18 protein-coding genes are annotated in these 23,594 nt (G+C 66.4%); 9 read left to right on the forward strand and 9 right to left on the reverse strand.

Annotation, left to right across the window (positions count from 1 at the left end; translation table 11 throughout):
- Positions 1-8 precede the first annotated feature (8 nt).
- Positions 9-1,187 (reverse strand): hypothetical protein, encoded by a 1,179-nt coding sequence (locus tag ABZ382_RS15575; RefSeq protein ID WP_357088940.1) that lies wholly within the window; start codon positions 1,185-1,187, stop codon positions 9-11.
- Between the two features lie 135 nt (positions 1,188-1,322).
- Entirely contained in the window at positions 1,323-1,829 is a 507-nt protein-coding gene (locus ABZ382_RS15580; protein WP_357088942.1) for a DUF4254 domain-containing protein, read from the reverse strand.
- Between the two features lie 151 nt (positions 1,830-1,980).
- On the opposite strand from ABZ382_RS15580, the gene ABZ382_RS15585 reads away from it, so the two are divergent.
- Complete coding sequence (locus ABZ382_RS15585) at positions 1,981-2,844, forward strand: GntR family transcriptional regulator (RefSeq protein ID WP_357088944.1); 864 nt, start codon at positions 1,981-1,983, stop codon at positions 2,842-2,844.
- The gene (locus tag ABZ382_RS15590; RefSeq protein ID WP_357088946.1) at positions 2,841-3,524 is read left to right on the forward strand and encodes a GNAT family N-acetyltransferase; all 684 of its coding nucleotides are present in this window, start codon (positions 2,841-2,843) and stop codon (positions 3,522-3,524) included. The genes ABZ382_RS15585 and ABZ382_RS15590 overlap by 4 nt, the downstream gene beginning before the upstream one ends.
- A 1-nt stretch (position 3,525) precedes the next feature.
- Here the strand turns inward: ABZ382_RS15590 and eccCa are convergent, their stop codons facing one another.
- Genes eccCa through eccD form a run of 3 tightly spaced genes read right to left on the reverse strand, consistent with a single transcriptional unit; the run spans position 3,526 to position 10,457 of the window.
- Positions 3,526-7,548, reverse strand: a complete 4,023-nt coding sequence (gene eccCa / locus ABZ382_RS15595; protein WP_357088948.1) for a type VII secretion protein EccCa — start codon at positions 7,546-7,548, stop codon at positions 3,526-3,528.
- 18 nt (positions 7,549-7,566) lie between these two features.
- A complete protein-coding gene (mycP, locus tag ABZ382_RS15600; protein ID WP_357088951.1) occupies positions 7,567-9,039 on the reverse strand; it encodes a type VII secretion-associated serine protease mycosin in 1,473 nt (490 codons plus the stop codon).
- A complete protein-coding gene (gene eccD / locus ABZ382_RS15605; RefSeq protein ID WP_357088953.1) occupies positions 9,036-10,457 on the reverse strand; it encodes a type VII secretion integral membrane protein EccD in 1,422 nt (473 codons plus the stop codon). The genes mycP and eccD overlap by 4 nt, the downstream gene beginning before the upstream one ends.
- A 210-nt stretch (positions 10,458-10,667) precedes the next feature.
- On the opposite strand from eccD, the gene eccA reads away from it, so the two are divergent.
- Positions 10,668-12,503 carry a type VII secretion AAA-ATPase EccA gene (eccA, locus tag ABZ382_RS15610; RefSeq protein ID WP_357088955.1) on the forward strand — a complete coding sequence of 612 codons (1,836 nt, stop codon included), beginning with the start codon at positions 10,668-10,670 and terminating at the stop codon, positions 12,501-12,503.
- 515 nt (positions 12,504-13,018) lie between these two features.
- Entirely contained in the window at positions 13,019-14,707 is a 1,689-nt protein-coding gene (gene eccE / locus ABZ382_RS15615) for a type VII secretion protein EccE (protein WP_357088958.1), read from the forward strand.
- 43 nt (positions 14,708-14,750) lie between these two features.
- On the opposite strand, the gene ABZ382_RS15620 is transcribed toward eccE, so the two are convergent.
- The 3 genes from ABZ382_RS15620 to ABZ382_RS15630 all read right to left on the reverse strand — a co-directional run bounded on the left by ABZ382_RS15620 (position 14,751) and on the right by ABZ382_RS15630 (position 16,329).
- The gene (locus ABZ382_RS15620) at positions 14,751-15,332 is read right to left on the reverse strand and encodes a Uma2 family endonuclease (RefSeq protein ID WP_357088961.1); all 582 of its coding nucleotides are present in this window, start codon (positions 15,330-15,332) and stop codon (positions 14,751-14,753) included.
- Between the two features lie 169 nt (positions 15,333-15,501).
- Complete coding sequence (locus ABZ382_RS15625; protein WP_357088963.1) at positions 15,502-15,972, reverse strand: hypothetical protein; 471 nt, start codon at positions 15,970-15,972, stop codon at positions 15,502-15,504.
- 75 nt (positions 15,973-16,047) lie between these two features.
- On the reverse strand, positions 16,048-16,329 hold the full coding sequence (locus ABZ382_RS15630; RefSeq protein WP_357088965.1) for a hypothetical protein: 282 nt from the start codon (positions 16,327-16,329) through the stop codon (positions 16,048-16,050).
- 365 nt (positions 16,330-16,694) lie between these two features.
- Here ABZ382_RS15630 and ABZ382_RS15635 point away from each other — a divergent pair, with 365 nt between their 5' ends.
- From ABZ382_RS15635 to ABZ382_RS15655, 5 genes are all read left to right on the forward strand, one after another.
- The gene (locus ABZ382_RS15635) at positions 16,695-17,597 is read left to right on the forward strand and encodes a helix-turn-helix transcriptional regulator (protein ID WP_357088967.1); all 903 of its coding nucleotides are present in this window, start codon (positions 16,695-16,697) and stop codon (positions 17,595-17,597) included.
- On the forward strand, positions 17,587-17,793 hold the full coding sequence (locus ABZ382_RS15640; protein ID WP_357088969.1) for a DUF397 domain-containing protein: 207 nt from the start codon (positions 17,587-17,589) through the stop codon (positions 17,791-17,793). Before ABZ382_RS15635 ends, ABZ382_RS15640 begins: the two co-directional genes overlap by 11 nt.
- 171 nt (positions 17,794-17,964) lie before the next feature.
- On the forward strand, positions 17,965-19,173 hold the full coding sequence (locus ABZ382_RS15645) for a hypothetical protein (RefSeq protein WP_357088972.1): 1,209 nt from the start codon (positions 17,965-17,967) through the stop codon (positions 19,171-19,173).
- Between the two features lie 11 nt (positions 19,174-19,184).
- On the forward strand, positions 19,185-20,486 hold the full coding sequence (locus ABZ382_RS15650; RefSeq protein WP_357088975.1) for a hypothetical protein: 1,302 nt from the start codon (positions 19,185-19,187) through the stop codon (positions 20,484-20,486).
- A gap of 9 nt (positions 20,487-20,495) precedes the next feature.
- Positions 20,496-22,007, forward strand: a complete 1,512-nt coding sequence (locus ABZ382_RS15655; RefSeq protein ID WP_357088978.1) for a serine/threonine-protein kinase — start codon at positions 20,496-20,498, stop codon at positions 22,005-22,007.
- A gap of 31 nt (positions 22,008-22,038) precedes the next feature.
- Here ABZ382_RS15655 and eccB read toward each other — a convergent pair whose 3' ends face one another.
- Positions 22,039-23,538, reverse strand: coding sequence for a type VII secretion protein EccB (eccB, locus tag ABZ382_RS15660; protein ID WP_357088981.1), 1,500 nt, complete (start codon positions 23,536-23,538; stop codon positions 22,039-22,041).
- Positions 23,539-23,594 lie beyond the last annotated feature (56 nt).

Raw genomic sequence — 23,594 nt, forward strand, 5'->3', positions numbered from 1 at the left:
GACTACCCCTATTTGTCGTTGGCGAGAATGGCGTACTGCGCCGAGATCCGCTGATACACGTCCTGCGGCTGCTGCGACCACGCCTCGGCCGCGTACCGCCCGTAGGCGACCATGCAGCGGTACGGGAACTGGAACGCGACCGGTCCCTGGTACTTGACGCACCGGGCGTTGGGCAGCCCCTGCGGGGAGTCGATCCGATGCCAGGCGCGGCCAACGGATTCCACGCCGACGAACTCCTCGGCCGCGGCGGCGTCCCGGGTCCGGACCAGCCGCCCGGCGCCGAACCCCATGAAGTCGACCCCGTACTTGTCGAACAGCGCGCGCCCCTCGTTCGGGTCGTCCTCCCGGTGCAGTGCGGCGTCCCGGCTCAGCGTGCCCTGGAGCGCGAAGGCCGTCTGATCACCGTCGGGACGGATCAGGGTCAGCTTCAGGATGCCCTGCGGGTCGATCGGCAGGTTGGCGAGCTGGTCTACCGGAGTCGGCCGGAAGTCCTTCAGCCGTTCGATGGTCACGCCGATCGCCTTGTCCGACAACGCCAGCATGACGTTCGGGTCGGAGATCTTCAGCTCCACGTTCTCGTGGTGGTTGACCACGTCGCCGATCACGTACCGGCCGGTCGCGTACCAGGACGAGAGCGCCTGGAACTGCGGAATCCACACCACCCGCGCGCCCGGATACCCGTTCGACTGCAACGGATCCGGATTGGTGATGGTGTCGAAGCGCATCCCCGACAGCGCGGTGGCCGCGGCGGTCGCGGCGGCATCGCTCTCGAAGATCATCACCGAGTGCCGCAGCGTGTACCCGAGGTTCTTGGTGTCGGCGTTGGAGGCCGCCGCGGTCCCGAATCCGGCGACCAGTCCGGGGGTGGCGGCGGTGAAGGCGTCATTGTCGAAGGACGCGAAAGGCGAACTGTTGCCGAAGGCCTTCACGTCGATGAAGGTGTGCACCCCGCCCAGATTGTGGGTCAGCGCCGGATCGATCTGCTGCGGCAACGGCACGGCATCCGCGAGGCGCAGGGCTTCCAGGTTGCGGCTCATGCGGGCCGGGTCCTTGGGGACCAGTTGCTGGGGTTTGGTGGCGTAGCTGCCGGTGTCCAGCTTGCCCAGGTCGACGGTTTCGGCGGCGGGTCCCGGGTCCGGCCCGCACCCCCCGATGGCGAGTGCCGTAATCGCCAGTAGCGCAGCCACTCTCGCACGAACTTGCAGCTTGTCCACAACTCCCCTTGTGGTCGAACTCAATGATCGTGCCAACCGTATACGCGGAAACGCAAAGATGACGGTCCGGGCCACCCTCGGGCCCGGACCGCGCATCGGTCTCGCTGTTTACCAGGCGGGCAGCCGGCGACGCCCGGCGAGAACATCTCGCACGAGATCGTCGTAGGCGTCCGACAATTCGGCTAAATGGTGCCAAGCGCCGTGCAGCATTTCATCATTGGCGTCAAGGGTCATCAACGCGTGATGCGCTCTCACTGATGCGTCCGCGAGCCGGTCGATGACCGATCCGACTGTTTCCGTGTGCAAGGTCGCACCCAGTCGATGCTGGGGCACCGAGCGCACGATCCAATCGTCTATGGCCATGACCAATTCGATTCGGCGACGCTTGTTTTCGATGATCGAGGTCGGATCGGTTTCCGGGCCGATACCACCGCGCCCGACCACTCGCCGCTCGTGCAGCACCGCGAGATCGTGGGCGAACCACAACAGGGGTCCGCCGATGACCCGGTGACCGCGACAAGCGCGCAGGAGTAGGTCGGAGGTCGGCAATAGGCCGGAAGCCAGTGGCTGCGCCTCCAAGTCCACATAGGAACAGGACACGTCGGGCAATGCCACAACGACCGTGTTTGATGTCTCCGAACCTGCCACGTTGCCTCGCGTTCGACGTATAACAACACCGCATTCAGGACGTTCATTACAATAAACCTCAGAATGCTGCTGTCAAGCCTTACACGGCAGTAGAACTACCGGAGTAGACTTCCAACCCTTGAAGCAACAACCGAGGAGCGAGATGGCGGACGGTCCGAGATACCAACGGATCGCAGACCTCCTCCGCGAGGAGATCCGCGCCGGCAAGTGGGAACCGGGCGATCGACTACCGAGTCACAATGAGTTGGCCGATCAGATGCAGGTCTCGATTACGACGGCTCGCAATGCGATTCAACTCCTGGTTGCCGAAAATTTGATCTATACAGCGACTTCCCGGGGCACCATCGTGCGCAGCCAGGAGGTCCTGGAATCCGTTGTCACCAATCACATTCGGCCTGATCGGCCGCGTGCGGCCCACGACATCTTCTCGGAGATCGCGCGCGCGGCCGGTCGTGAGCCGTCCAAACAGTTCAGCGCGAGAATGGAACCGGCCAGTCAGGAGGTGGCGCACTGGCTGGGCGTGGCGCGCGACGAATGGGTCGTTTCGCGCACTATCATGCAGTATCTGGACAACGAACCGTGGTCATGGGAGGTCAGCTTCTATCCGCGAGATCTGGCCGAGGCCACCGGAATCGACGCGCCGCACGATATCCCCGAGGGGACGACGCGGCGCCTCGCCGACCGTGGTTACGCCGAGACGGCACACCGCGACACGGTCGTTTCCCGTCCCGCCACGGCCGAGGAAGCGGCCTTATTGGGCATCGGTCCAGGCACCATTCTTCTCGATCATTTGCGCATCGGGGCCAATCATGATCGCGTCACTCGAGTGACCCGTCATCGTTCCACTGCGGCCCGCAACCGATTGGCATACGAATTGGGCGATGACGAAGGAACGGACATTATTCGTAAAACTCTGGGCGCGCCCTTTCCGACCGGTAATTCTCATTCATTCGGTAATTCCCTGCTACCCGGTTCGCCATGAAACCGCACCTGCGTCGGGCCCGCGTCGCGGATCTGGGGACCATCACCCGGTTCCGGTTGCAGCGCACCAGCTGGCTGGCGGCACGCGGCAGTGACCAGTGGACGCGGGCCGGACGCGGTCTCCCCATCGAGACCTTCGTCCGGTCCGTGGCCCACGCGGTCCGGCGCGGTGAGACCTGGATCGCGGAGGTGGACGGCGAGCCCGCCGGGACCATCACCGTCAACGACCGCGCCGACGAGAACCTCTGGTCCCCCGGCGAATTGGCCGACGCCGTGATCATCCACTACATGATCGTCGATCTACGTTTCGCCGGAATCCGCGTCGGCGAAGCGCTGCTGGCGCACGCCGCGCTCCTGGCCCGCCGCCGGCACCGCGGCTGGGTCCGCCTGGACGCCTGGACCACCAATCAGGGCCTGCACGCCTACTACCGCCGCGCGGGCTTCCGTCTCGCGCGCATCGCGGGCCCCGAGGCGACCGGCCCGTCCCGGGCCCTGTTCGAACGCCCGACCTCGGCCTGGTCTCACGACCTGGACCGCCCGCCCCTCACCCTGGCCGCCGGCGAAACCACCCGTTTCACCATCGATCCCGCCTCGGCCCCCACCTGGACGCTCACCCAGCACCCCTACCTCCGCCCGCACCCGGGCGTGACCGCCGAGCCGGGCCCGGCGGCCACCACCTGAGCTACAGCGCGGGCAGGTCGGCGATCTGGATCATCTCGTCGCCGCGGGAGCGGGACCAGAGGATGCCGCGGCCGGGGGGCAGGCGCATGGGGCGAATGTCGCCGATGAGCTTGCCCTCGTCCCGGGAGCCGCTCATGAGCAGCGCGGGGACGGACAGGTTCTTCATCGAGCCGAGCACCTGGTCGTAGAGGGCCCGGGAGATGCCGCCCATATTGCGGGAGATGACCACGTGCAGGCCGATGTCGCGAGCCTGCGGGAGCAGTTCGATCAACGCGCCCAACGGATTTCCGCCCGCCACCACCATGTCGTAGTCGTCGACCACGACGTAGATCTCGGGGCCGGTCCACCAGTCCCGGTCGCGCAGCTGCTGCGGGGTGATGTCGGAGCCCGGGATGCGCTTGGACAGGTAGTTGACGACTTCCTTGATCATGCCGCCGCAGGTCTGCGAGGAGGTGGAGTATCCGGCGAGCTGGTCGCCCTCCAGGACCCCGAGCAGGGTGCGGCGGTAGTCGATGAGGATGACGCGCGCGGTGTCGGCGTTGGAGCTCTCGGCGATGCCGCGAATGATGTTGCGCAGCACCGTGGTCTTGCCGGACTCGACCTCGGAGAACACCATGAAGTGCGGGTCGGCGGCGAAGTCCAGCACGATCGGCTGCAGCTCGGATTCGCCGATGCCGATGGCCACCTTGGTCGGGCCCTGCTGGATCCCGTGGCGGCGAGCCAGTTCCAGGATCTGCTCGCGGGGCACGCTGCCGGGCAGGGTGCGGACCTCGGGCGCGCGGCGCTCGCCCCAGATGGCCTGCATCTCGGTGCGCGCGGCGGCCACACCCTCGGCCAGGTTCTGGGCATTGGTGTCGGAGTCCAGGCGCGGCATGGCGATGAGCATGTGCAGCTGGTCGGCGGTGAGACCGCGGCCGGGCCGGTTGAGCGGCACGTTGACCGCGACCCGGCGGCCCATCTCGGAGTCCGAGGGGTCGCCCAGGCGCAGTTCGATGCGGGTACCGATCATGTCCTTGACCGAGGCCCGGATCTCGCCCCACCGGTTGGCGCCCAGGATCACGTGGATGCCGTACGAAAGACCCTGTGCGGCAAGCTGTCCGACCAGCGGCTCCAGGCTGTCGAATTCCTCGCGGACGACCTGCCAGTTGTCGATGACCAGGAACACGTCGCCGAAACGGTCGCCCAGCACCGGGTCGTCGGACTGCGGCGCGTTCTGCGCGGCGTGCTTGCGCCGCCGGAACTCGGCCATGGATTCGATGCCCAGCCCGGCGAAACGCTCCTCGCGTTCGCGCAGCAGGGTGGTGAGCTCGGCGATGGTGCGCCGCACCCGGTCGGAGTCGAGCTTGCCCGCCACCGAACCGACGTGCGGCAGCCCGACCAGACCGGCCATGGAGCCACCACCGAAGTCGAGGCAGTAGAACTGCACCTGTTCGGGCGTGTGGGTGGCCGCCGCGGACATGATGATGGTGCGCAGCGTGGTCGACTTGCCGGACTGCGGACCGCCGACGACGGCCACATTGCCCTGCGCGCCCGCGAGATTGATGGTGAGCACGTCGCGGCGCTGCTCGTAGGGCTTGTCGATGATGCCGATCGGCATCCACAGCTGCCCGTGCCGGTTGACCGGCGAACGCCAGTCCGGATCCGGCAGCAGCATGTCCACGGTCGGCGATTCCTCGAGCGGCGGCAGCCACACCTCGTGGGCGGGACGGCCGTGCCCGGTCAGGCGCTTCACGACGGTCTGCAGCAGGCTGTCGGGCAGGCCCTCGTCACCGGAGGGCGGCGGGGGCGGCAGCAGGTCGAGCGGATCGAACGGGTTCTCCGGTTCGGGCTGCTCGAGGATCTCGACCATGGCGGCGGTGAATTCGCGCGGCGGCGCCTCGACGACGGTGGTGCCGTCGGCGGCCTGGCGCGCCGAGCGGGGCGCGACGTAGGGCCCGGACACGTAGGTCGCGTTGAACCGCAACGGATCCGACGCGTCGCTCTTGAGGTAACCGGAACCCGGGATACCGGGCAGGTGGTAGGCGTCGGTGATGCCGAGCACCGCGCGCGACTCGTTGGCCGAGAAGGTGCGCAGACCGATGCGGTAGGACAGATGCGAGTCCAGGCCCCGCATCTTGTTCTCCTCGAGCCGCTGCGAGGCGAGCAGCAGGTGCACGTGCAGCGACCGGCCCAGTCGGCCGATCATGACGAACAGGTCCGCGAAATCCGGTTTCTGCGAGAGCAATTCGGAGAACTCGTCGATGACCACGAACAGTGCGGGCAGCGGGTCCAGCGGCACGCCGGCCGCGCGCGCCTTCTCGTACTCGACGACATTGGCGAAGTTGCCCGCCGAGCGCAGCAGTTCCTGACGCCGGTTCATCTCACCGGCGAGCGCGTCGCGCATACGGTCGACGAGCTCGAGCTCCTCCTCGAGGTTGGTGATGACCGCCGCCACGTGCGGCAGCGGGTCCATGCCGAGGAAGGTCGCGCCACCCTTGAAGTCGACCAGGATCAGGTTGAGCTGGTCGGGCGAGTGCGTGGTGACCATCGAAAGGATCAGTGTGCGAAGGAATTCCGACTTACCGGAACCGGTCGCGCCGATGCACAGGCCGTGCGGGCCCATGCCGTTCTCGGCGGATTCCTTGATATCGATCTCGACCGGCGTCCCGTCGGGGGTGATGCCGATCGGCACGCGTAGTCGTTCGCGCCCGGCGCGCGGCCGCCACACCTTGGCGGGGTCGATCTGCGCGGCGTCCGGGATCTTGAGCAGGTTCATCAGGCCCGGGTCGCTGGCGGTGGTGTTGTCGCCGAGGCTGACGATCTGCGCCGCGGTGGCGATCCGGAAGCGGGCCAGGCTGCGCGCGAAGGACTCCACCTCGGCCAGTGTCACGGCGTCGGCGTTGGCGAACTTCTCGGTGCCCGCCGCGCTCTTGGCGAACACCTCGCCGCCGGTGGCGACGAGCTGCAGTCCGCGGCGCGCGGCCAGGCTGTTCTCGGCGGAGCTCAGGTCGATGACGGTGACCGCGTCCAGACCGGATTCGCTGATCAAACGCTCACTGCCGCTGACGTATCCGTCGTCGATGATGACGACCAGGTGCAGCCGCCCCTGGGTGGGCTGCGGGTTGCGCATGAACCGGCCGCGCTCGAGCAGGTCGTCGGCGAGCGCGGTCTCCAGCTCGCCGAGCGAGCCGTAGATCATGCGGGACGCGCCCATGCCGTCGCGTTCGCTCGAATGCTGGACGTGCGGCAGCCATTTCGCCCACGCCCAGGCCTCGCAGTCGGGTTCGGCGGTGACGATGGCGACGGCGACGTGGTCGGGGCCGTGGAACGCGGTGAGCTCCATGAGCATCGACCACACCAGCCCGCGCGCGTCCTCGACCGGGCCCTCCACATTGATGGCGGGGAAGGCGCGCAGCGACACCGCGGTCGGCAGGTGGTGCACCACGGAATGCGTTCGCACGAAACGACGCAACGCCACGGTGGACACCGGCTCCAGGTCCTCGAGCGGTCCGGTCTCCGGCCGCGCCAGCTTGGCGGCGAGCCGGTGGGTGCCGATGCCGACCCGCACGTGCCCGAAGTCGGGGTCGGCGGGCCGCCGCTCCCACATGCGCCGCGAGCCGACGATCGAGGGCAGGTCGGCCGGTTCGGGGTGGCTCCAGATCAGCGTCTCGAGCTGCTTCTGCCCGGTGCGCCGGACTTCGCGGCGGGTCTGGTCGAGGTAGCGGAAGTAGTCCTTGCGTTCCTCGTTCAGTTCCGAGGAGCTCTTGCTGCTGCCGCGCTGACCCATGAGCATGCCTGCCATCGACATGATCATCATCATCGGCATCATCATCATGTACGGGTTGGACAGCATGGAGCGGCCCATGAGGCTCATCATGGCGAGCATGCCGATCATGGCGACCACCATGACGACCGGCATCAGCTTGGCCATCAGGGGCGCGGCGACCGGCCGCGGGATCTCCGGCGGCGCGGTCAGCGCCATCTCCCCGCCGGGCGCGCGGGGTGGCGCGATGCGGGGTCGGCGCACGAAACCTTCGGTAGCCATGGCTGTATCTCCGGTCGTCTAATCGAGGTCGGGCAGCTCGTCGTCGCTGCTGCGGCGGCGGAACGGAATCGACACGGCGAGACCGATTCCCAGCGCGGACAAGCAGACGATGGTGCCGACGGTGGCCACCAGCCGCGGCAGGCGCGGCGGGCCGGCGGGTTGCACGGGCTTGGGGAAGGCGTGGGACTGGTCGGCGTCGGCGTGGATCGGCAGCTCGGGCGTCTCGGCGGTGAGCACGGCCGCCGGGAACACGGTGGTGAGCGCGGCGACCGGGTCGATGAGACCCGCGCCGATGCGATCGTCGCGGCCGGTGCCGGGCTGGTGTGCGGTCAGCATGATCTGGTTCATGACCTGCCGCGCGGTCCAGTCCGGGTTCTTGGCCCGCACCAGCGCCGCCAGGCCCGCCACGTACGGTGCGGCGAAACTGGTTCCGTTGAGTGCCTTCTGGCCCGAGTCGACGCCGGTGGCGTTGACCAGTCCGGTCCCGCCCGGCTTGTTGTCCAGCGAGACGATATTGGTGCCGATGGCCGCGACCCCCACCCACGGGCCGTAGAGCGAGAAACTCGACGGGCTGCCGTTGGGGTCGATCGAGGCGACCGGGAGCACGTACTTGTCGAACCAGGCCGGGCTGGCGATGGTCTTGACCTTGCTCCAGCTGGTCCGGCTGTCGGTGTAGGTGTCGTTCTGGGTTCCGCAGCCGCTGTTCTGGTCCACATTGCCCGCGGCCACCACCACGACCACGTTCTGTTCGAAGGCGAAGCGCACCGCGTCGCCGAGTACCGCGTCGGCGGTGTCGCCGCCCGCGGCGGTGCAGGCGTCCTCGGAGATATTGATGACGGTGGCGCCCATGTTCACCGCGCGCACCACGGCCGCGGCGAGGGTCTGCATATTGCCGTAGCCGGACTTGCTCATGCTGCCGGGCGTTTCCCCGCCCGCCGAGTCCTTGGCCTTGTAGGCGTCGCTGAGCTGGCGGATGGACAGGATCTCCGCGTCCGGCGCGACACCCACGAAGGCGTCGTCCGGGCTGGGCTGCGCGCCGATGATGCCGGCCACCAAGGTGCCATGGCCGTCGCAGTCCTCACTGGTGCCGTCTCCTTCGGCGACGTAGTCGCCGCCGCCCTGGAGGTTCGCCAGCCGGGGGTGCCGGTTGACGCCGGTGTCGATGACCGCGACCTTCTGCCCGGCGCCCTTGCGGTTCGGGCCGGGATTGGCCCGCCACACCGCGGGCAGGTCGAGCACCTTCTGCGCGACGGGTTCGTCACGCGGCGCGTCGCCCTTGAGCGACTGTTCCACGCAGACGGCGTTCTTCTGGGTCGGCACCGGCGGCGCGGGCTTGCCCGCCAGCCCCTGCGCCTCCCCCAGATGGGACAGGTCGGGATTGGGCTGGCTGACAGCCGCATTCGCGACCGGGGCCTGCGGCCCCAGCAGCGCACCGCCGAGAATCGCTGCCGCACACAGTGTTCGCGCCCAGTTTCCGGGACGCGCGATCATATGTTCCGGGCCGTCGAGTAGACGTCCATGACCCACAGCACCAACGGGACGATCGAGCAGATCAAGCCGTACTCGAAGATCTCGTTGAAGCGCCGGGTAACCGGGGTGACCTCGACGTGCGGGCCGATGACGCCGAATCCGATGGCGCCCACCGCGAAAGCCAGCAGCAGTCCGGCCGAGAGCAGCGGCATGCCGTCGTCGGCGACCGCCAGCAGCACCGCCAGCCCGATGAAGGTGACGCAGCCGCTGACGATCAGGGTGGCGGCCTGAGTGAGATCGGCGAACGAGCGTCCGCGCAGGCAGAGGATGATCGAGACGACCACGGCGAGCGCGATGCCCTGCCAGCGGCCGGAATTCAGTGGATCGGCCGTGCCCAGCGCACCGGCGACGGCGCCGATGGCGCTGCCGACCACGATGCCGGTCTGGAACTGATTGGCCGTGCGGGCGCGCTGCCCGAGTCCGTGCGCGGACGGCAGCACGGTGGCGCCGATCGCGCCGATGCCTTCGATGGTGGGGCGGGGTTCGTGGTCGGCCGGGTCGATGGCCGCGCCGGCGGTCGGCACCGGCGGCACGGGTAGTCGGGCCAGCATGGCGGCCAGTCGCGGCACCATCGACAGCACGACGATCGACGCGACCAGAACGCCCGCAGCCACTTTCGGCACTCCGGCGTCCCAGATCATGCGCACGGCGGCGCCGAGTCCGGACAGCAGCACCACGGTCACGACCGCGGACACCACCGCGGCGCCGGCCCCGATGATGCGGTAGCCGACGACGGCGAGCAGCAGGGTCGCGGCCGCGCCGAGCATCAGGTGCGGACTGCCCAGCGAACCGGGCACGGCCAGCGCCGCGCCGCCGAAGACGAGCAGCAGCATGCACAGCGTGAGCACGGTGGCGGTCAGCTCGTCGGCGTACTTGCGCATGGCGATCGCCCCGGCGACCAGGGCCCCGATCGCGCCGAGCAGCAGCAGCGGCGGCGCGACGAACTTGTCGCCGTCCGAACGCGACAGCAGTGCCAGCAGCACCGCGAACAGCACCGCCGACACTCCGGCCACCAGACCGGTCCAGCGGGCCGCGCTCGGCGACCAGCTGCGGAACTCCTCGGCCGTGAGTCTCGACACAGCGTCGATCACGTCGTCGAACAGCGCGGGCGCTTCCTTCGCGGAAACCGCGCGCAGCACCAGCAATTCGCCGTCGTAGATCTCGGCGTCATTGAGTGTCTGGCTGGGCGCGATCATGTCGCGGCCCAATTTGGCCAGTGTCCAATGCTGCGATTGGAGTGGCGTGCCACCCTCATCGCCGCCGATCGGATCGGGATTGCGGGATTCGATGAGACGCACCAGATCACCGATGAACGCGGCGATCGGCACGTTGGCCGGCAGACCGACGTCGAGCTGGGTATTCCCCCCGATGACGGACACTCGGCACAATTCGGGTTCAGCCGCCCGCGGGCCGCTGATCGACTGTGCTGTCACTTGCTGAACTGCTCCCCTATAGCTCTCAACAGTTGCCCGCCCAGGGCGGTTAACCATAATGTATCCGACTGTCCCCAGCCGTGCGATTCGTGCGGTGTGGGTGGGGAAAGTGAACGAAAGACCAACCAGGTTCGACGAATTCGGGGTTCGACTAGGATGATCGACACTCGCCAGGCCCAACGCGCCTTCGACGCGGGAGTGCTGTCCTTGGGGTTGAGCATCGAGGGCCAGGAATCGAACCGGGACCTCGACTACGCGAAACTGGCGTTCCAGCGCGCCACCGAGTGGGACCCCACCATGGCCGACGCCTGGCTGGGCCGGGCCGCCGCCGGTGAGGTCACCACGGATGTTCTGAGCAACCTGTACAAGTGCAGCACCGTCTCGCTGGGACGGGAACAGCGCCGGTTGGGCTTGCCGCCGCGGACGCTTGCTGGACGTTTCCTGCCGGGCCTCTACATCGACTATCCGCTGGCGAGTTTCACCGAGACCCACCTGGCGTGGGCGGCGCACCTGATCGCGGAGAAGCAGTACGACGAGGCCGAACAGGTCCTCGACGAACTCGAGAAGCACCGCCGGGCGCGGGCCTCGGAATCGGACTTCGAGATCGACGGCCGGATCGCCAAATACGTGCGCGGCATCCTGCACTACAACACCCAGCGCTGGCCGGACGTGATGACCGTCCTCAACGGCTCCGACAGCTGGGAGGACCCGTACCTGGCCGCTGGCGCGCATGTGATGGTCGGCACAGCCTGCGCGCAGCTGGGCCTGTTCGGTGAGGCGATCCGCCGCATGGAGGCCGCCGAGGCGGGCCCGATCCCGGCGGCCCGCACCGCGGCCATGTTCTGCCGCGGCCTGTGCCTGCGCGAGAACGGCGCGGCCGAGGAGGCGCAGGCGCTGTTCGAGAAGGTGTATTCGCAGGCACCGGATTTCGACGCCAACACCGCGGCCATGCGTGACCGTACCTACCGCATCACCCTGACCACCCGCGAGGTGATCGAGGCCCGCACCGAACGCTGGGATCCGGCGTCGGCGCCCTCGCTGGAGGAGAAGCAGGCCGCCGAGCACGAGGACCGGGCCAAGGAGATCCTGGCCCAGGCGCGCGCCGAGCTGGACAAGCAGATCGGCCTGGCGGCGGTGAAAACCCAGGTGGCCAAGCTGCAGTCGAGTGCGCAGCTGGCGAAGATCCGTGCGGAGAAGGGGCTTTCGAGCTCCGCGCGCGGCCAGCACCTGGCCTTCACCGGTCCGCCGGGAACCGGTAAGACCACCATCGCGCGCGTGGTCGCCAAGATCTATTGCGGCCTGGGCATTCTCAAGACCGACAAGGTGGTCGAGACCAAGCGCTCCGACTTCGTCGGTCAGCACCTGGGTTCCACCGCCATCAAGACCGACGCCCTGATCGACACCGCCATGGACGGCGTGCTGTTCATCGACGAGGCGTACACCCTGATCCAGACCGGGCTCTCCGGCGGTGACGCGTTCGGCCGCGAGGCCGTCGACACCCTGCTGGCCCGCATGGAGAACGACCGCGACCGCCTGGTGGTGATCATCGCCGGATACGACGGCGAGATCGACCGCTTCCTGGCCGCCAATGACGGTCTGGCGTCCCGCTTCGCCAAGCGGCTCCAGTTCCCGTCCTACACCGCCGAGGAACTCGGTGCGATCGGTGAAGTCGTTGCGTCCAAACGGGATTCGGATCTGTCCGAGGACGCGCTGGCCGCGCTGATCACCACCTGTCAGAAGCTCTACACGATGGAGAGCACCGATCAGAGCGGGCAACCGCGCCGCGGGGTCGACGTGGCCGGCAACGGCCGCTTCATCCGCAACCTGATCGAGGCGGCCGAGGAGGAACGCGAGTTCCGGCTGGCCAACGACGAATCCATCGATCTGAGCGCCGTGGACGAATCGGTGCTCATGCGCATCGAGGGTCCCGACATGAAGGCCGCGTTGAGCACCCTGCTCACCTCGCTGAATCTGGCGTCGGCCGCCGACTGAGGGGCAACTGAACTGTGAACGACTTTCCGCGGGGAGCGGGCGGCTATCAGCCGGGCGGAAATGGTGGGAGCGAGCGGCAGGGCCGTCCACCCCAGGGGTATGGCGATCCGGGGCAGCCGTACGGCCCCGGCCAGGCATACGGTGATCCCGGCCAGGCGCACGGTGATCCTGGCCAGGGATACGGTCATCCGGGCGGAACGCCAGGCAACCCTGGCCAACCGCAGGGTGCGCCCGGCCACTCTTCCAGTGGGGGAAGCGGTTTCGGGCGCGAGTTCGACGACTTCCTGCACCGCACCTCGAATGTCGCCGCGCCGCCGCGGCCGGTGCCGCCGGCTCCGCAGCCGCAGGCCCCTCAGGCTCCACCGGCCGCGCCGCAACCGTCGGCTTCGCAGCCGGACCGCACGGGCACTCCGGAGCCCGAGGCTCGGTCTCGCCGGCGGCGCGCGCCGCAGCCCGACGCGACGGCTGCCGCGAATGCCGTTGCCTCCGAACTACGTTCGGACGATCTGTGGCTGTTGCGGAATCTGCCGCTGCGCCTGGTGATTCCGGCCGCGCTGTTGGGCGTCGTGCTCTCCCTGGTCGCGGTGGCATTGAAGGCCCCGTGGTGGGGTGCGCTCCCGGCCGGTCTGATTCCCGCTCTGATCCTGTTGATCCCGGTGGGCGGCGTCCCGATCGGTCTGCGGCTGGGCCGTTGGGCGACCTACCGCTGGCAGCAGGCCCGTCGCGCGAATCTCGACGAGAACGCCGCGGTCGACGTCCCGCTCCCCGACGGCGGCAGCTGCGGTCTGCGCTGGGACGGCACCCTGCTGACCACCATGCTCCGCATCGATCCGCCGCCGGACACGCTGACCCTGCTGCGTCGCGGCTCGCTGAGCACCGATCAGCTGCTGCCGCTCAACGAGATCGCGGCCTGCCTGCGCCAATACGATGTCGAGCTGCATTCGGTGGACGTCATCAGCACCGGCACCCGCACCGCCAGCACGGAGGCGGTGATCTCCGGCTACGCGGCCAGCATCGCCCCGCTGGGCCGTCTCTACGACGAGATCCTGGGCCCGTTGCCCGCTATCGCGCATCGCACCATGTGGCTGGTGCTGCGGCTGAACCCGCTCGACAACGCGAAGGCGGTCGACAATCGCGGCGGCGGCCCCGAGGGCGCGCTCCGCTCTGCTCTGGTCGCCACCCGCCGGGTCGCGAATCGCCTGGCCGGGCACGGCATCACGGCTTCGGTCCTGACCACCTCCGAAATGTCCACCGCCCTGCGCGAACTCACCCGCGGCATCCCCGTCGCCGAGTTCACCGAGCACCCGGACAACCTGGAGCACAACGGCATTCACCTGACCAGCTACCAGATCGATCCGCAGCTGTTCAATTCCGACGGCCTGGCCAAGATCTGGGCGGTCCGCAGCCTCGCCACCACGGTCACCGTCCGCCTGCAGCCGGTCCCCGAGCCCGGCGCCAAGCCCGGCCAGCCCGCCGCCATCGTCGAGGTGGACGCCCGAGTCCGCTACGACACCCCCTACGAGCACGGCGAACCCCCCGTGGCGGGCCTGAAGGAACTTCCCCGCCGCCAACTCTGGGCCCTCATGGACATCCTGTCCTACGGCACCCAGGAGATCCGCCCCTCCGGCTACCGCGGCCCGGTCGACGTCCTCACCGACATCACCATGCCCACCGCCGGCTGCGGCCAGCTCATCGGCGCCGACGCCACCGGCAGCGGCATCGCCGTCCCCCTCATCGGCGACGGCTCCCGCCGCATCGACATCATCGCCAGCCTCCAACTGGCCCAGCAGGTCATCATCCGCGCCATCGCCCTGGGCGCCGGCGCGGTGGTCCACACCGCCCGCCCCGGCGCCTGGCAGGCCATGGTCACCAACGTCGCCGCCCCCCACGCCCTCTCCCTGGCCTCCTCGGTCACCCACAGCTCCCGGGGCACCGCGGTCTCCGGCCGCCTCGCCAGCCCCGCCGCCACGGTGATCGTCTTCGACGGCGTCCCCACCACGGCACCCCCGGGATCGGCGACCGTGGTCACCATCTACGAAACCATCCCCGCAGGCTACGAACCCGACGCCGACGTGACGATCGTCCAACACCCGGACGCACCGCACACGATCTCGGTCCACACCCCGGCCACGATGACAACGGCCCTCATGGTCACCACACCGGCGGAACAGCACTACTTGAGTGGGGCCGCCGCACGGCGCTGACGAAGAACACAGGCCACTCGATCCGGCGGAGGCAGTCCGAGGGTCAGCGGACCCAATCCATGAGCGGGGTGGTGTCCAGTTCGATTCCCACTGGAGTGGGCAGCGAGATAGCCGCACCGAAGGGAACGGTGAGGACACGTCGATAGCGAGCCTCATTCGGGTCGCTGTGGACGGTTACCTCGCACGAGTCCCGATCAATCAGCAGATATATGGGTATCCCGGTGGCGGCATACGCCCCCGGTTTCTCCTGCCTGTCACGGCGTTCCGTGTCCTGATCGTCTGAAGTCACCTCGACCACCATCAACACCGGGGTGGGATCAGCCCATTCACCCTGGCCGACAAAGGAATCGGCACCAGCGAGGACCCCATCCGGCCGGGCCCGGCCCTTGCGATACCTCTCGACCCGCAACCCTTGCTCGGGCGTCAGAAACAGTTCCGGTCGGGCAATCACGAAGATCCGAATCAGCCACTGAATGATGCGGGCATGATCCCCATCCGGCATCGCCTTGGCCCCCAGTTGCCCGTTGATGAACTCGAGTCGCACACCCTCCGCGATACGACCGGCCACCCGGGCGAGTTCCTCGAACTCCTCGGTCGTCATGAGTGACTCATGCACGGCGGTCACCTCCTAACCCTACGGGGACAACACCGGCCGACTGGGGCGATCAGACGCCAGACTATCGCCGACACCGGCGTGCCGCCCCGGCGGCGCGTCGAATCTGGCGAAGTCCATGGCTAGCGGGGCACGCGGTATTTGCGGACATCTCAGTCGGCGCTGTACACGGTCCGTGGTCCTAGCGGACGCGGACACGCACCCAGTCGATCGCAGGTCCATCGGCATGGCCGGAAGAGGACAAGATGAGTGTCCTTACGCCCGCCGTACGTGGAGTCCAGGAGATCTTCAAGCCCCAGACGGGGCCGAGATGGACCAGCCTGTCGACCGTCTGGTTGTCGTTGGCCTCCTTTTCCACGAGACCTACCGATGGATACCCTCGGAGATCTTCCACGTAGACGGTGTAGGTGGAACCTACGCGCAGATCCTCACCAACCACTGTGAACGATCCATATTTGGAAGTGACGTCGGCCGAAGCCGATGGTGCGGTCAGCCCAGTCGCGCACAGGCAAGCGAGGGTTGCACCGACCACGGCGATCGTCTTCATATGTGCCTTCTTCTTCGTATTACGTTCGCAGTGACGATCCCGCCACACGGCTGCCGCCAGCAGCAGCCGCGAGACGTAATATGTTCGTGGAGCGATGGTCTCCACGTATCTATCACGTAGCTCGCTCGCCCCACGAGAGACTTGAATCGGTGATCAGATCGGCCGGCCTCAGCCGAACCCTCAATCATCCACACCGATTTCGGATGCCGGCAGATCAGCCACCCATGGCCAACCTGCCTGCCGAGCGATCTCGATGAGCTGCTTGCGGGCGCTGCAGGAGTTCGGTTGGCAGCCAACGCCTTCGATACAGAAGCGGTGCGGCCGGAGCAGAAGCTTGACCCCGTTCGAGGACTGCATCAAGCCGGAGACCGGCAGCCGATGGTGACTGAGGCGAGACGAGGTGGACGGCATCGGATCACGCCGCCCGATGTTGGGCTCGGTGGCGGCGGCCGACCCCGCCACTCGCCGGGACCTCCATATACCTCGAGCCGTCGACGTAGGCGAGTCTGAGAAAGCGGGCATCGCCACTTCGACGACTGTCGCGGTAGAAGCCCCACGCGGACCAGCAGATGGTAGCCAGACAGAGGCTGAGTATCGACAGCAGTGCCCATGTGTCCCAAGCCATTACGACCTCCCCGACGATTCGAGCCGATTTGGGAGCGAACGGTTGTCGCCCGATGCCGAAACGATGCGCCGGACGGGGCCTGCGGAAAGCCACGGCGAGTCGATCCGCGAAATTGGCGCGAAACCCCAGGTTGCTTCTCACGACACGCCTACGCTTTTCTCACTCCAAGAACAATGACGGAACCTGATGAGAGGGCAGGCGCATGGCGAACGAACCGGAGGACACCGACACCACGTTGCCGCGCCGCCAGCTCGGTCGATTGCTACGGGACGCACGGTCGGCGACGGGGATGAACCTCGAACGGGCCGCAGCCCTGGTGCAGTGGAGTCGGCCCACCCTGAGCCGACTCGAGCGGGGCGAGACCGAGAAGATCAGAGTCACTGATATTTTGGCGATCTGCGAGGCATACGGGCTCGACGAGGACACGACCGCCGTCGCGAGGGGGCTCGCTGCGCAGGTCCCCGCCAAGTCGTGGTGGCATGCTTACAGCGATCTGATCCCCGCCTGGGCCAACCTGTTTGTCGGGTTGGAGTCCGGCGCGACGGCCTTGACCGTCTTTCAACCCTTGATCGTGCACGGGCTGCTCCAGACCGCCGACTACGCGCGAGCACTCGACCGGCTCTACTTCCCCGACGACACCGAGCGCGAACTCGAGCGGCGAATCCAGATCCGCGTGCAGCGGCAGTGCATTCTCACGCGCTCACACAAACCAACCAGGATGTCGATCGTCCTGCACGAGAACGCACTGCGAACGGTCGTAGGGGGCAATCGAGTGATGTCGGCACAATGTCGCCACATCGCGAACCTGAGCAGCCAGGCCAACATCGATCTCCGCGTGATGCACTATCAGGCAGGTCTCCCCGTCGGAATGGCGGTGCCGCCGTTCACGATCATGGACTTCGCCAGTGACACACAGGGCAAACGGCCAGTGGACCCCGCGCAGGTCTACTGCGAGGGCTACGCAGGTAGCGCCTACCTCGAGAAACGAACGGACGTAGAGAAATTCCGCCAGGCGTTCCAGAGACTCCACCAGGCGAGCCTGGACGTTCAACCCAGCCGCGACATGGTCAGAGAGATAGCCAGGAGGCACGAGAGTGAGCGTTGAGCCGCACGCCAGCCAGTGGTTCAAGTCCAGTTACAGCTCAGGGGGCGGAGAATGCGTGGAGGTCGCCTTCCTCGAAGGCGGCAAGACAGGCGTCCGCGACTCGAAGAACCCCACCGGCCCAGCCCTGATCTTCACACCCGACGAATGGGCCGCCTTCACCGCCGGTATCAATAGCGGGTTGTTCAACCGGCCCTGACCGCCGGATCACTCTCAACGAGCGCGGCAACGCCTCACCATGGCGCGCCTCACACCGAACCTCCCAGTAGACTCTGCACACCAGAAGCACGGCACAACAGGCAATTCGGTACCGGGGGGATGTTTCGACATGCGTCATGGCCATGGCCGACTACGGTCGGCCCGTCTGGGGGTGCGCGCGGCCGCGGCCGCAGCGCTGGCGATTTCGGTCCTGGTGAGCGCGGGGTGCGGGTCGGAATCACATGCCGCTGAAGAGCAGGCAGTCGATCTGAGCAAGCTCGATACTGGCAATTACTCGACGAAGCCCCGGAACGTGAAAGCCAATGATCCTGCACGGATCGGCCGATATCTCGAAGCTCTCCGGATCGGGAACTTCATGCCCTTGGCCCAGGATATTGATCCGGCGCTGAAGTACAACGTTCCCGATGTGAACCCGTTCACCAACGGCGATAGCTTCCTGGCCGACAAAATCGCTGGGAACGATGCCGCCTTCGGCTGGCTCAATCGGACCGAGTTCGACACCAATACACCGGGATTCGTCGCGGGCTTCCAGACCGGAGCGAGGTCGGAGGACGACCCGACGATCTCGTACGAAATCAAGACCGCGGTCATGGAATTCGAGAGCGACACCTCCGCTGCCGCGGCGGCGACTGCGCTTGCACGCAGCGGCTTCGGCAAGAACGAGGGAACCGAGCCCACTCACTCGACCGCGTATCCCACTGCCCAGATCGCATGGCTGCCGAAGTACCAGGCACTGGCATCGTGGTACCCCACCGGCAAGTTCATTGTTCTTGCGCTGGCGATCAACCACGAGAAATCAACCCTTGGAGAGTCCGATCAGGCGGGCTTGGTTGCCCTGTCGGACAAGGCCACCGCGGTCGTCGCCGATCGGTTGAAGGAGTTCCGGCCGACACCCGCGGACAAACTTGGCGACCTTCCGTTGGATCCGCAGGGGATGCTCCGCATGACGCTGATTCGCCCCGACGGTGACATGACAGCGTTCGCCTTCGACGGAACTCTCGACGCACATGGCGCGCTGCTTGCGGAAGAAGACCCCAATACTGCCCGGTCGCGGTTCGAGAAGGCCGGTGCGGATGCGGTGAGTTATGGCGCGGGCCAGGTGGTGCGGGTCCGTGACTACGCGGCGGCCGAGTCATACATAACCGACAAGGCGTCCACCAAGTTCCAGCGCCGAATCGACTCTCCACCAGCGTTGCCAGGGGTCCGCTGCGTTGAGTATCGCGGTCCGAGTCGCACCGAACCCCCGTTCCGCTGCCTGGCCGCCTATGGGCAGTATGCGGCCGAGGTCTGGTCCACACAGAAACAGGATGTGTATCAACGGATCTCGGCCCAGTACGCGATGCTGGTCAATAGCAGATAGGAACTGTTGTGATGAGGATCCTGGACGCCCACCGCCCTTGCGCCAGAGGCGCGCTCGGTGTGGTAGCTCTCTTCGTGACCACAGCGGTACTTGCTGGCTGTGGGACAGTTGCCGGAACGCCTGAAGCAGGCGAGTTCGATATTCGGAAGCTCTCGGTAGGCAGCTATCCCACCGATCCACTCGAAGTCCGGGCGTCATATACCCATTCGCCAAGCAGCGGGCTGGACCTCGCGATCGGCCGGCTGGGCGATGCCGTCGTAACCGGACCTGATGTCGATCCGACCTTCACCCACGGCGTTCTCTCCGAAGCCATGGATGTCTCCATCGGGCTCGGACTCGTGCTGTCAAGCGTCGCCGAGCCCGTAGCGGAGCGAAACAACATGATGTTCGGCTATGCCGCATCCGCGAGCACCAAACCGATGTCCACTGTCAGTGATCCAAACAGCTTCCTGGTCTACAGCCCGTTCGGCCACATGAAGCCCGAACCCGATGCCACCTCCTTCAGCGTCACCGTCCTTCAGTTCCCGGACAAACAGCGGGCGTCGACAGCGGCTGAACAGATGGAGGCCGCCGATTTCGACGTAGCGCCCGACCAGAACCAACGCGTAACCCTCGACAAACAACCCGCCGCCAAGTCGCATTGGCGCCCTGGCGTCCCGTCGATGGGAACGACTTTGGCACACGGGCAGTATGTCGTCACCGTCTTCGTACAGCAGCCGAATCCCGAGCTCGCCGGATTGAAGAGTCTGACCGAGAAGATCCTCGCGGCGCAGCAACCGCTTCTCGACCAGGTGCCTGCGCTGTCCCCTCGAGATGTTCTGCGTTTGGACTACGACCCACAAGGCATGCTGCGCCGCACCCTGCATCCCGGCACCTTCCCGTACCCACACGCGGAGAACGAGGTCACTCGCGCACCACGCGGGTTCCTTCACAACGTCGACGATCAAGCCAGATGGAAAACACTGCTCGAAGGCAATGGTGTGGATAGCACCGCCACTACCCGGAACGGCGCACTGCTACTGCGCGCACGCGACGCCAAGGCTGCTGCTGCCCTCTGGGCCGGTATCACGAACGCAGAAACCACGGCTCCCGATAAGCCGGCAGATATTCCCGATACGACCTGCACCGAGACCACCAAGACCGTGAAACCCCATCGCATAGACCAGGAAGACGCGTGGGACCGGTCGGACCGCTTCATTTGCACTCTTCATTACGGCCGCTACGTCGCACGTGTCGCCGGGTTGCAGCTGGCTGACGTCAGCCAGCGCGCCGCCGCGCAGTACGCCCTGTTGGTCAACAGTCAGTACACGTAAGGAATCAGGATGACCATCGGACCAGGCACCATCATCCGCGGGTACCGCATCGAGCGTGTGCTCGGCGCGGGAGGCATGGGCACGGTGTATCTGGCCAAGCATCCGGAACTACCCCGCTGGGACGCGCTCAAGGTGCTCAGCCCGCAGTACAGTCGGGACGCAGAGTACCGGGCCCGCTTCGAACGTGAAGCGAATCTGGCTGCGGCCCTGGATCATCCGAACATCGTCGCGATTTACAACCGCGGCGAAGACAATGACCAGCTCTGGATCGCGATGCAGTACGTGAACGGCATCGACGCGGCGGCCGCCGCGGAACAGAATCCACGGTCGATCACGCCGTGGCGCGCACTGCACATCGTCACCGAGGTGGGCCGGGGTCTCGACCACGCACACCGGAGAGGATTGCTGCACCGGGATGTCAAACCCGCGAACTTCCTGCTGTCCATGAGCGACAACGGCGAAGAACGGGTGCTGCTTACCGATTTCGGCGTCGCGAAGTCCACCGAGGACACCAATGAACTGACTCAGGCCGGTGGCTTCGTCGCCACCATCGCCTATGCCTCGCCGGAGCAATTGAGCGGAGAGCGACTCGATCACCGCGCCGATATCTACAGCCTCGCCTGCTCGTTCTACCGACTGCTGACCGGCCAGAATCCCTATCCAGGAACGCAACCGGCGGTCGTGATGATGGGACACCTGAACGAACCGCAACCTCGAGCAACCGCGGTTGACTCCACCCTGCCCACCGCCGTGGACGACGTCATCGCGATCGCCATGGCCAAGAACCCCGCGGACCGATTCGACACCTGCCATGAGTTCACGACGGCGCTGAAGTCGGCGCTCGAATACGGTGTCTCGGGGCTGTCCATGGAAACAGTTCCACACCACCGCCCCCTCCTCGCCGCCCCGGCATCTGCGCCGACCAACCCCGTGCCGGCGAAGTCCGGCACCCGCAAGCGTTCCTGGCTCATCGGCGGGGCGGCCGCAGCCGTCGTAGCCCTGGCCGCGGGCACCGGTGTCTGGGTTACCCAGCACGACTCGTCCGCGTCGGCGACTCGAAGCCCGATCGCGGATGCTCGAGCACAAAACCCCGCGTTCCTCGGGAAATCCATCGTTGTCATGGACATCTCGGGAAAGAGCGGTGGATACTCCGCGACCCTGGACATCCAGTTGAAGCCTGGCCCGCAGACGAAGTTTTTGGAGGACTTGGGCTTCTCCTACAACCCCAACTTCCTCAAGGAGGGCGATGAACCGAACCCTCGCCCCGTCCAGTCCGGGTCGGATGCCCAGTACAAAGCACTGTCGTACCTCACCAGTGGCTATCTGGTCGCGGTCCGCAGCGACAGCAGTGCGGGCGGTGGCGGTCTGGTAAATCTGCCGGAGGCCATCACGTCGACCAAGGCCTCGGTATTGGTTCTCGACGACCCGACAGCCGTCGCTGCGATTCGTCAATGGTCGGACAGCTCCGAACAGATTCTGCTCGACAAGCTGGTGCCGATTCTGCGAAAAGGCGTCAGGTAGCCAGGTCCGGTCGCCCTCGACCGGACTTTCACTACTGACCCGGCAGCGTATCCCAGTTCTTCAACGCGTCCTTGTTGGACAGCGTCGGGCCGGGAACGAGCTGACCGATGATCTCCCATGGAGCCAAATGCGGTGCTGTACCAAGCCCTAGCGTCTGGGCGGTCGCGAGATCCGGTACGCCATAACGAATTCCGTTGTCCGCAATATAGAAGAGGCTATCGCGCCGCTGGCTACCGGGTTCGATTCCGGTCGTCCGCACGAATTCACCGGTAGCAGGCGCCACGTAGACCGTATCGACGCGGTCACCGGTGGCTCCGTCCTTGGTGGCCAGATCGACCGGGCGCTGGGACTCCGGCAGTGGCAGACGCGTGCCGAGCAACAGTTGAACCGTGGCCCGGTCCGAGGGGCCTTCGGTGGCATCCTGCTGCTCCCTGCCGAGACCGCTCTTTTTCGCCCAGGTGACACAGGCGACCGGGTTGTCCTCCGCGGTGATTAGCTTCGGCGTGACATCGGGGAAGTCATCGACAGGCAGCGAATGCAGCACCGGCACACCGTTCAGCACATCCGGCGTCACGGACTTGAAGCCGCTCATGCCCTGCGAGTTGTTGGAGCCAATCACCTGCGCGGTGAAGGCGGAGATGCGCTGTACGCCGTCCGCGAGTACCACATATAGGTCCGACCGATCCGAACCATCCAGTGTCGCGACCTTGATGATGCCGCCGACCGGCACGCTGCTGAGCCGGCCGGGCCCGTTCTCCCCCATGCGCGGGATAGTCGGGGGAACCAGAGGCGGGACGCTAACCGCCGCACCGACCAGATTGCTTGTAGCAGGCCGGGACCGCTTTCCGCTCAGGCCGAGCGCCTGCGCGATCGAGTCCTTGGACCGATCGAACTCCGCTACCTTGCCGTCGTAGATCAGATAGTCCTTACCGGCTCTGTTCACCCAGACCGCCGAGTCCGTGCCCACAGCCTTGATGCGGTCACTGAGCTCCAAACGTCCGGCAATCACGGTCGTCTCAGCGCCCGCTGACGACGCCGCGCCACCCGAAGCCGACAAGGGCACTTTGTCACACAAAGTCCACTGTGAGCGCTCGCCCTGCCCCGTTCCGGGCAGAGCCGCGGGCACGCCGGGAATACCGAGGATCGGGCCACGCGGAACTGAATTGAGCTTGCTGTCCTTGACCGACTTCGGCGACTCACTCGTGTTCGAAATCAACCGTGCCGACGCGAGATTCAGCGTCGGATACAAGGTCATCTTGTTCTTGTCGTCCTTATCCCGAACGACAACATATAGTGCGCCGCTGTCCTTACCCATCACGATGTTCGCGTCGCCGATGGAGCCTTGCGGACGAATGAACGCCATGATCGCCGCGCCAGCGACCACCAGCACCCCGAGAACCACTCCGACCATCAACGATCGGAACTGTGATCGCATGGGATCGTGCAACATCCGCACATCGCGGCGCACCAACGCATGGTCGAGTCGACGCAGCAGGAAGCGGTACCCATTGACCTGGGCACGGGTGGTCAATTGGGCTGGCACTAACCAAATCCTCCGTCGAACCGGGAACTACGGGAAAACAGACT

The sequence above is a fragment of the Nocardia sp. NPDC005825 genome, assembly GCF_040630175.1.
Classification (GTDB): domain Bacteria; phylum Actinomycetota; class Actinomycetes; order Mycobacteriales; family Mycobacteriaceae; genus Nocardia.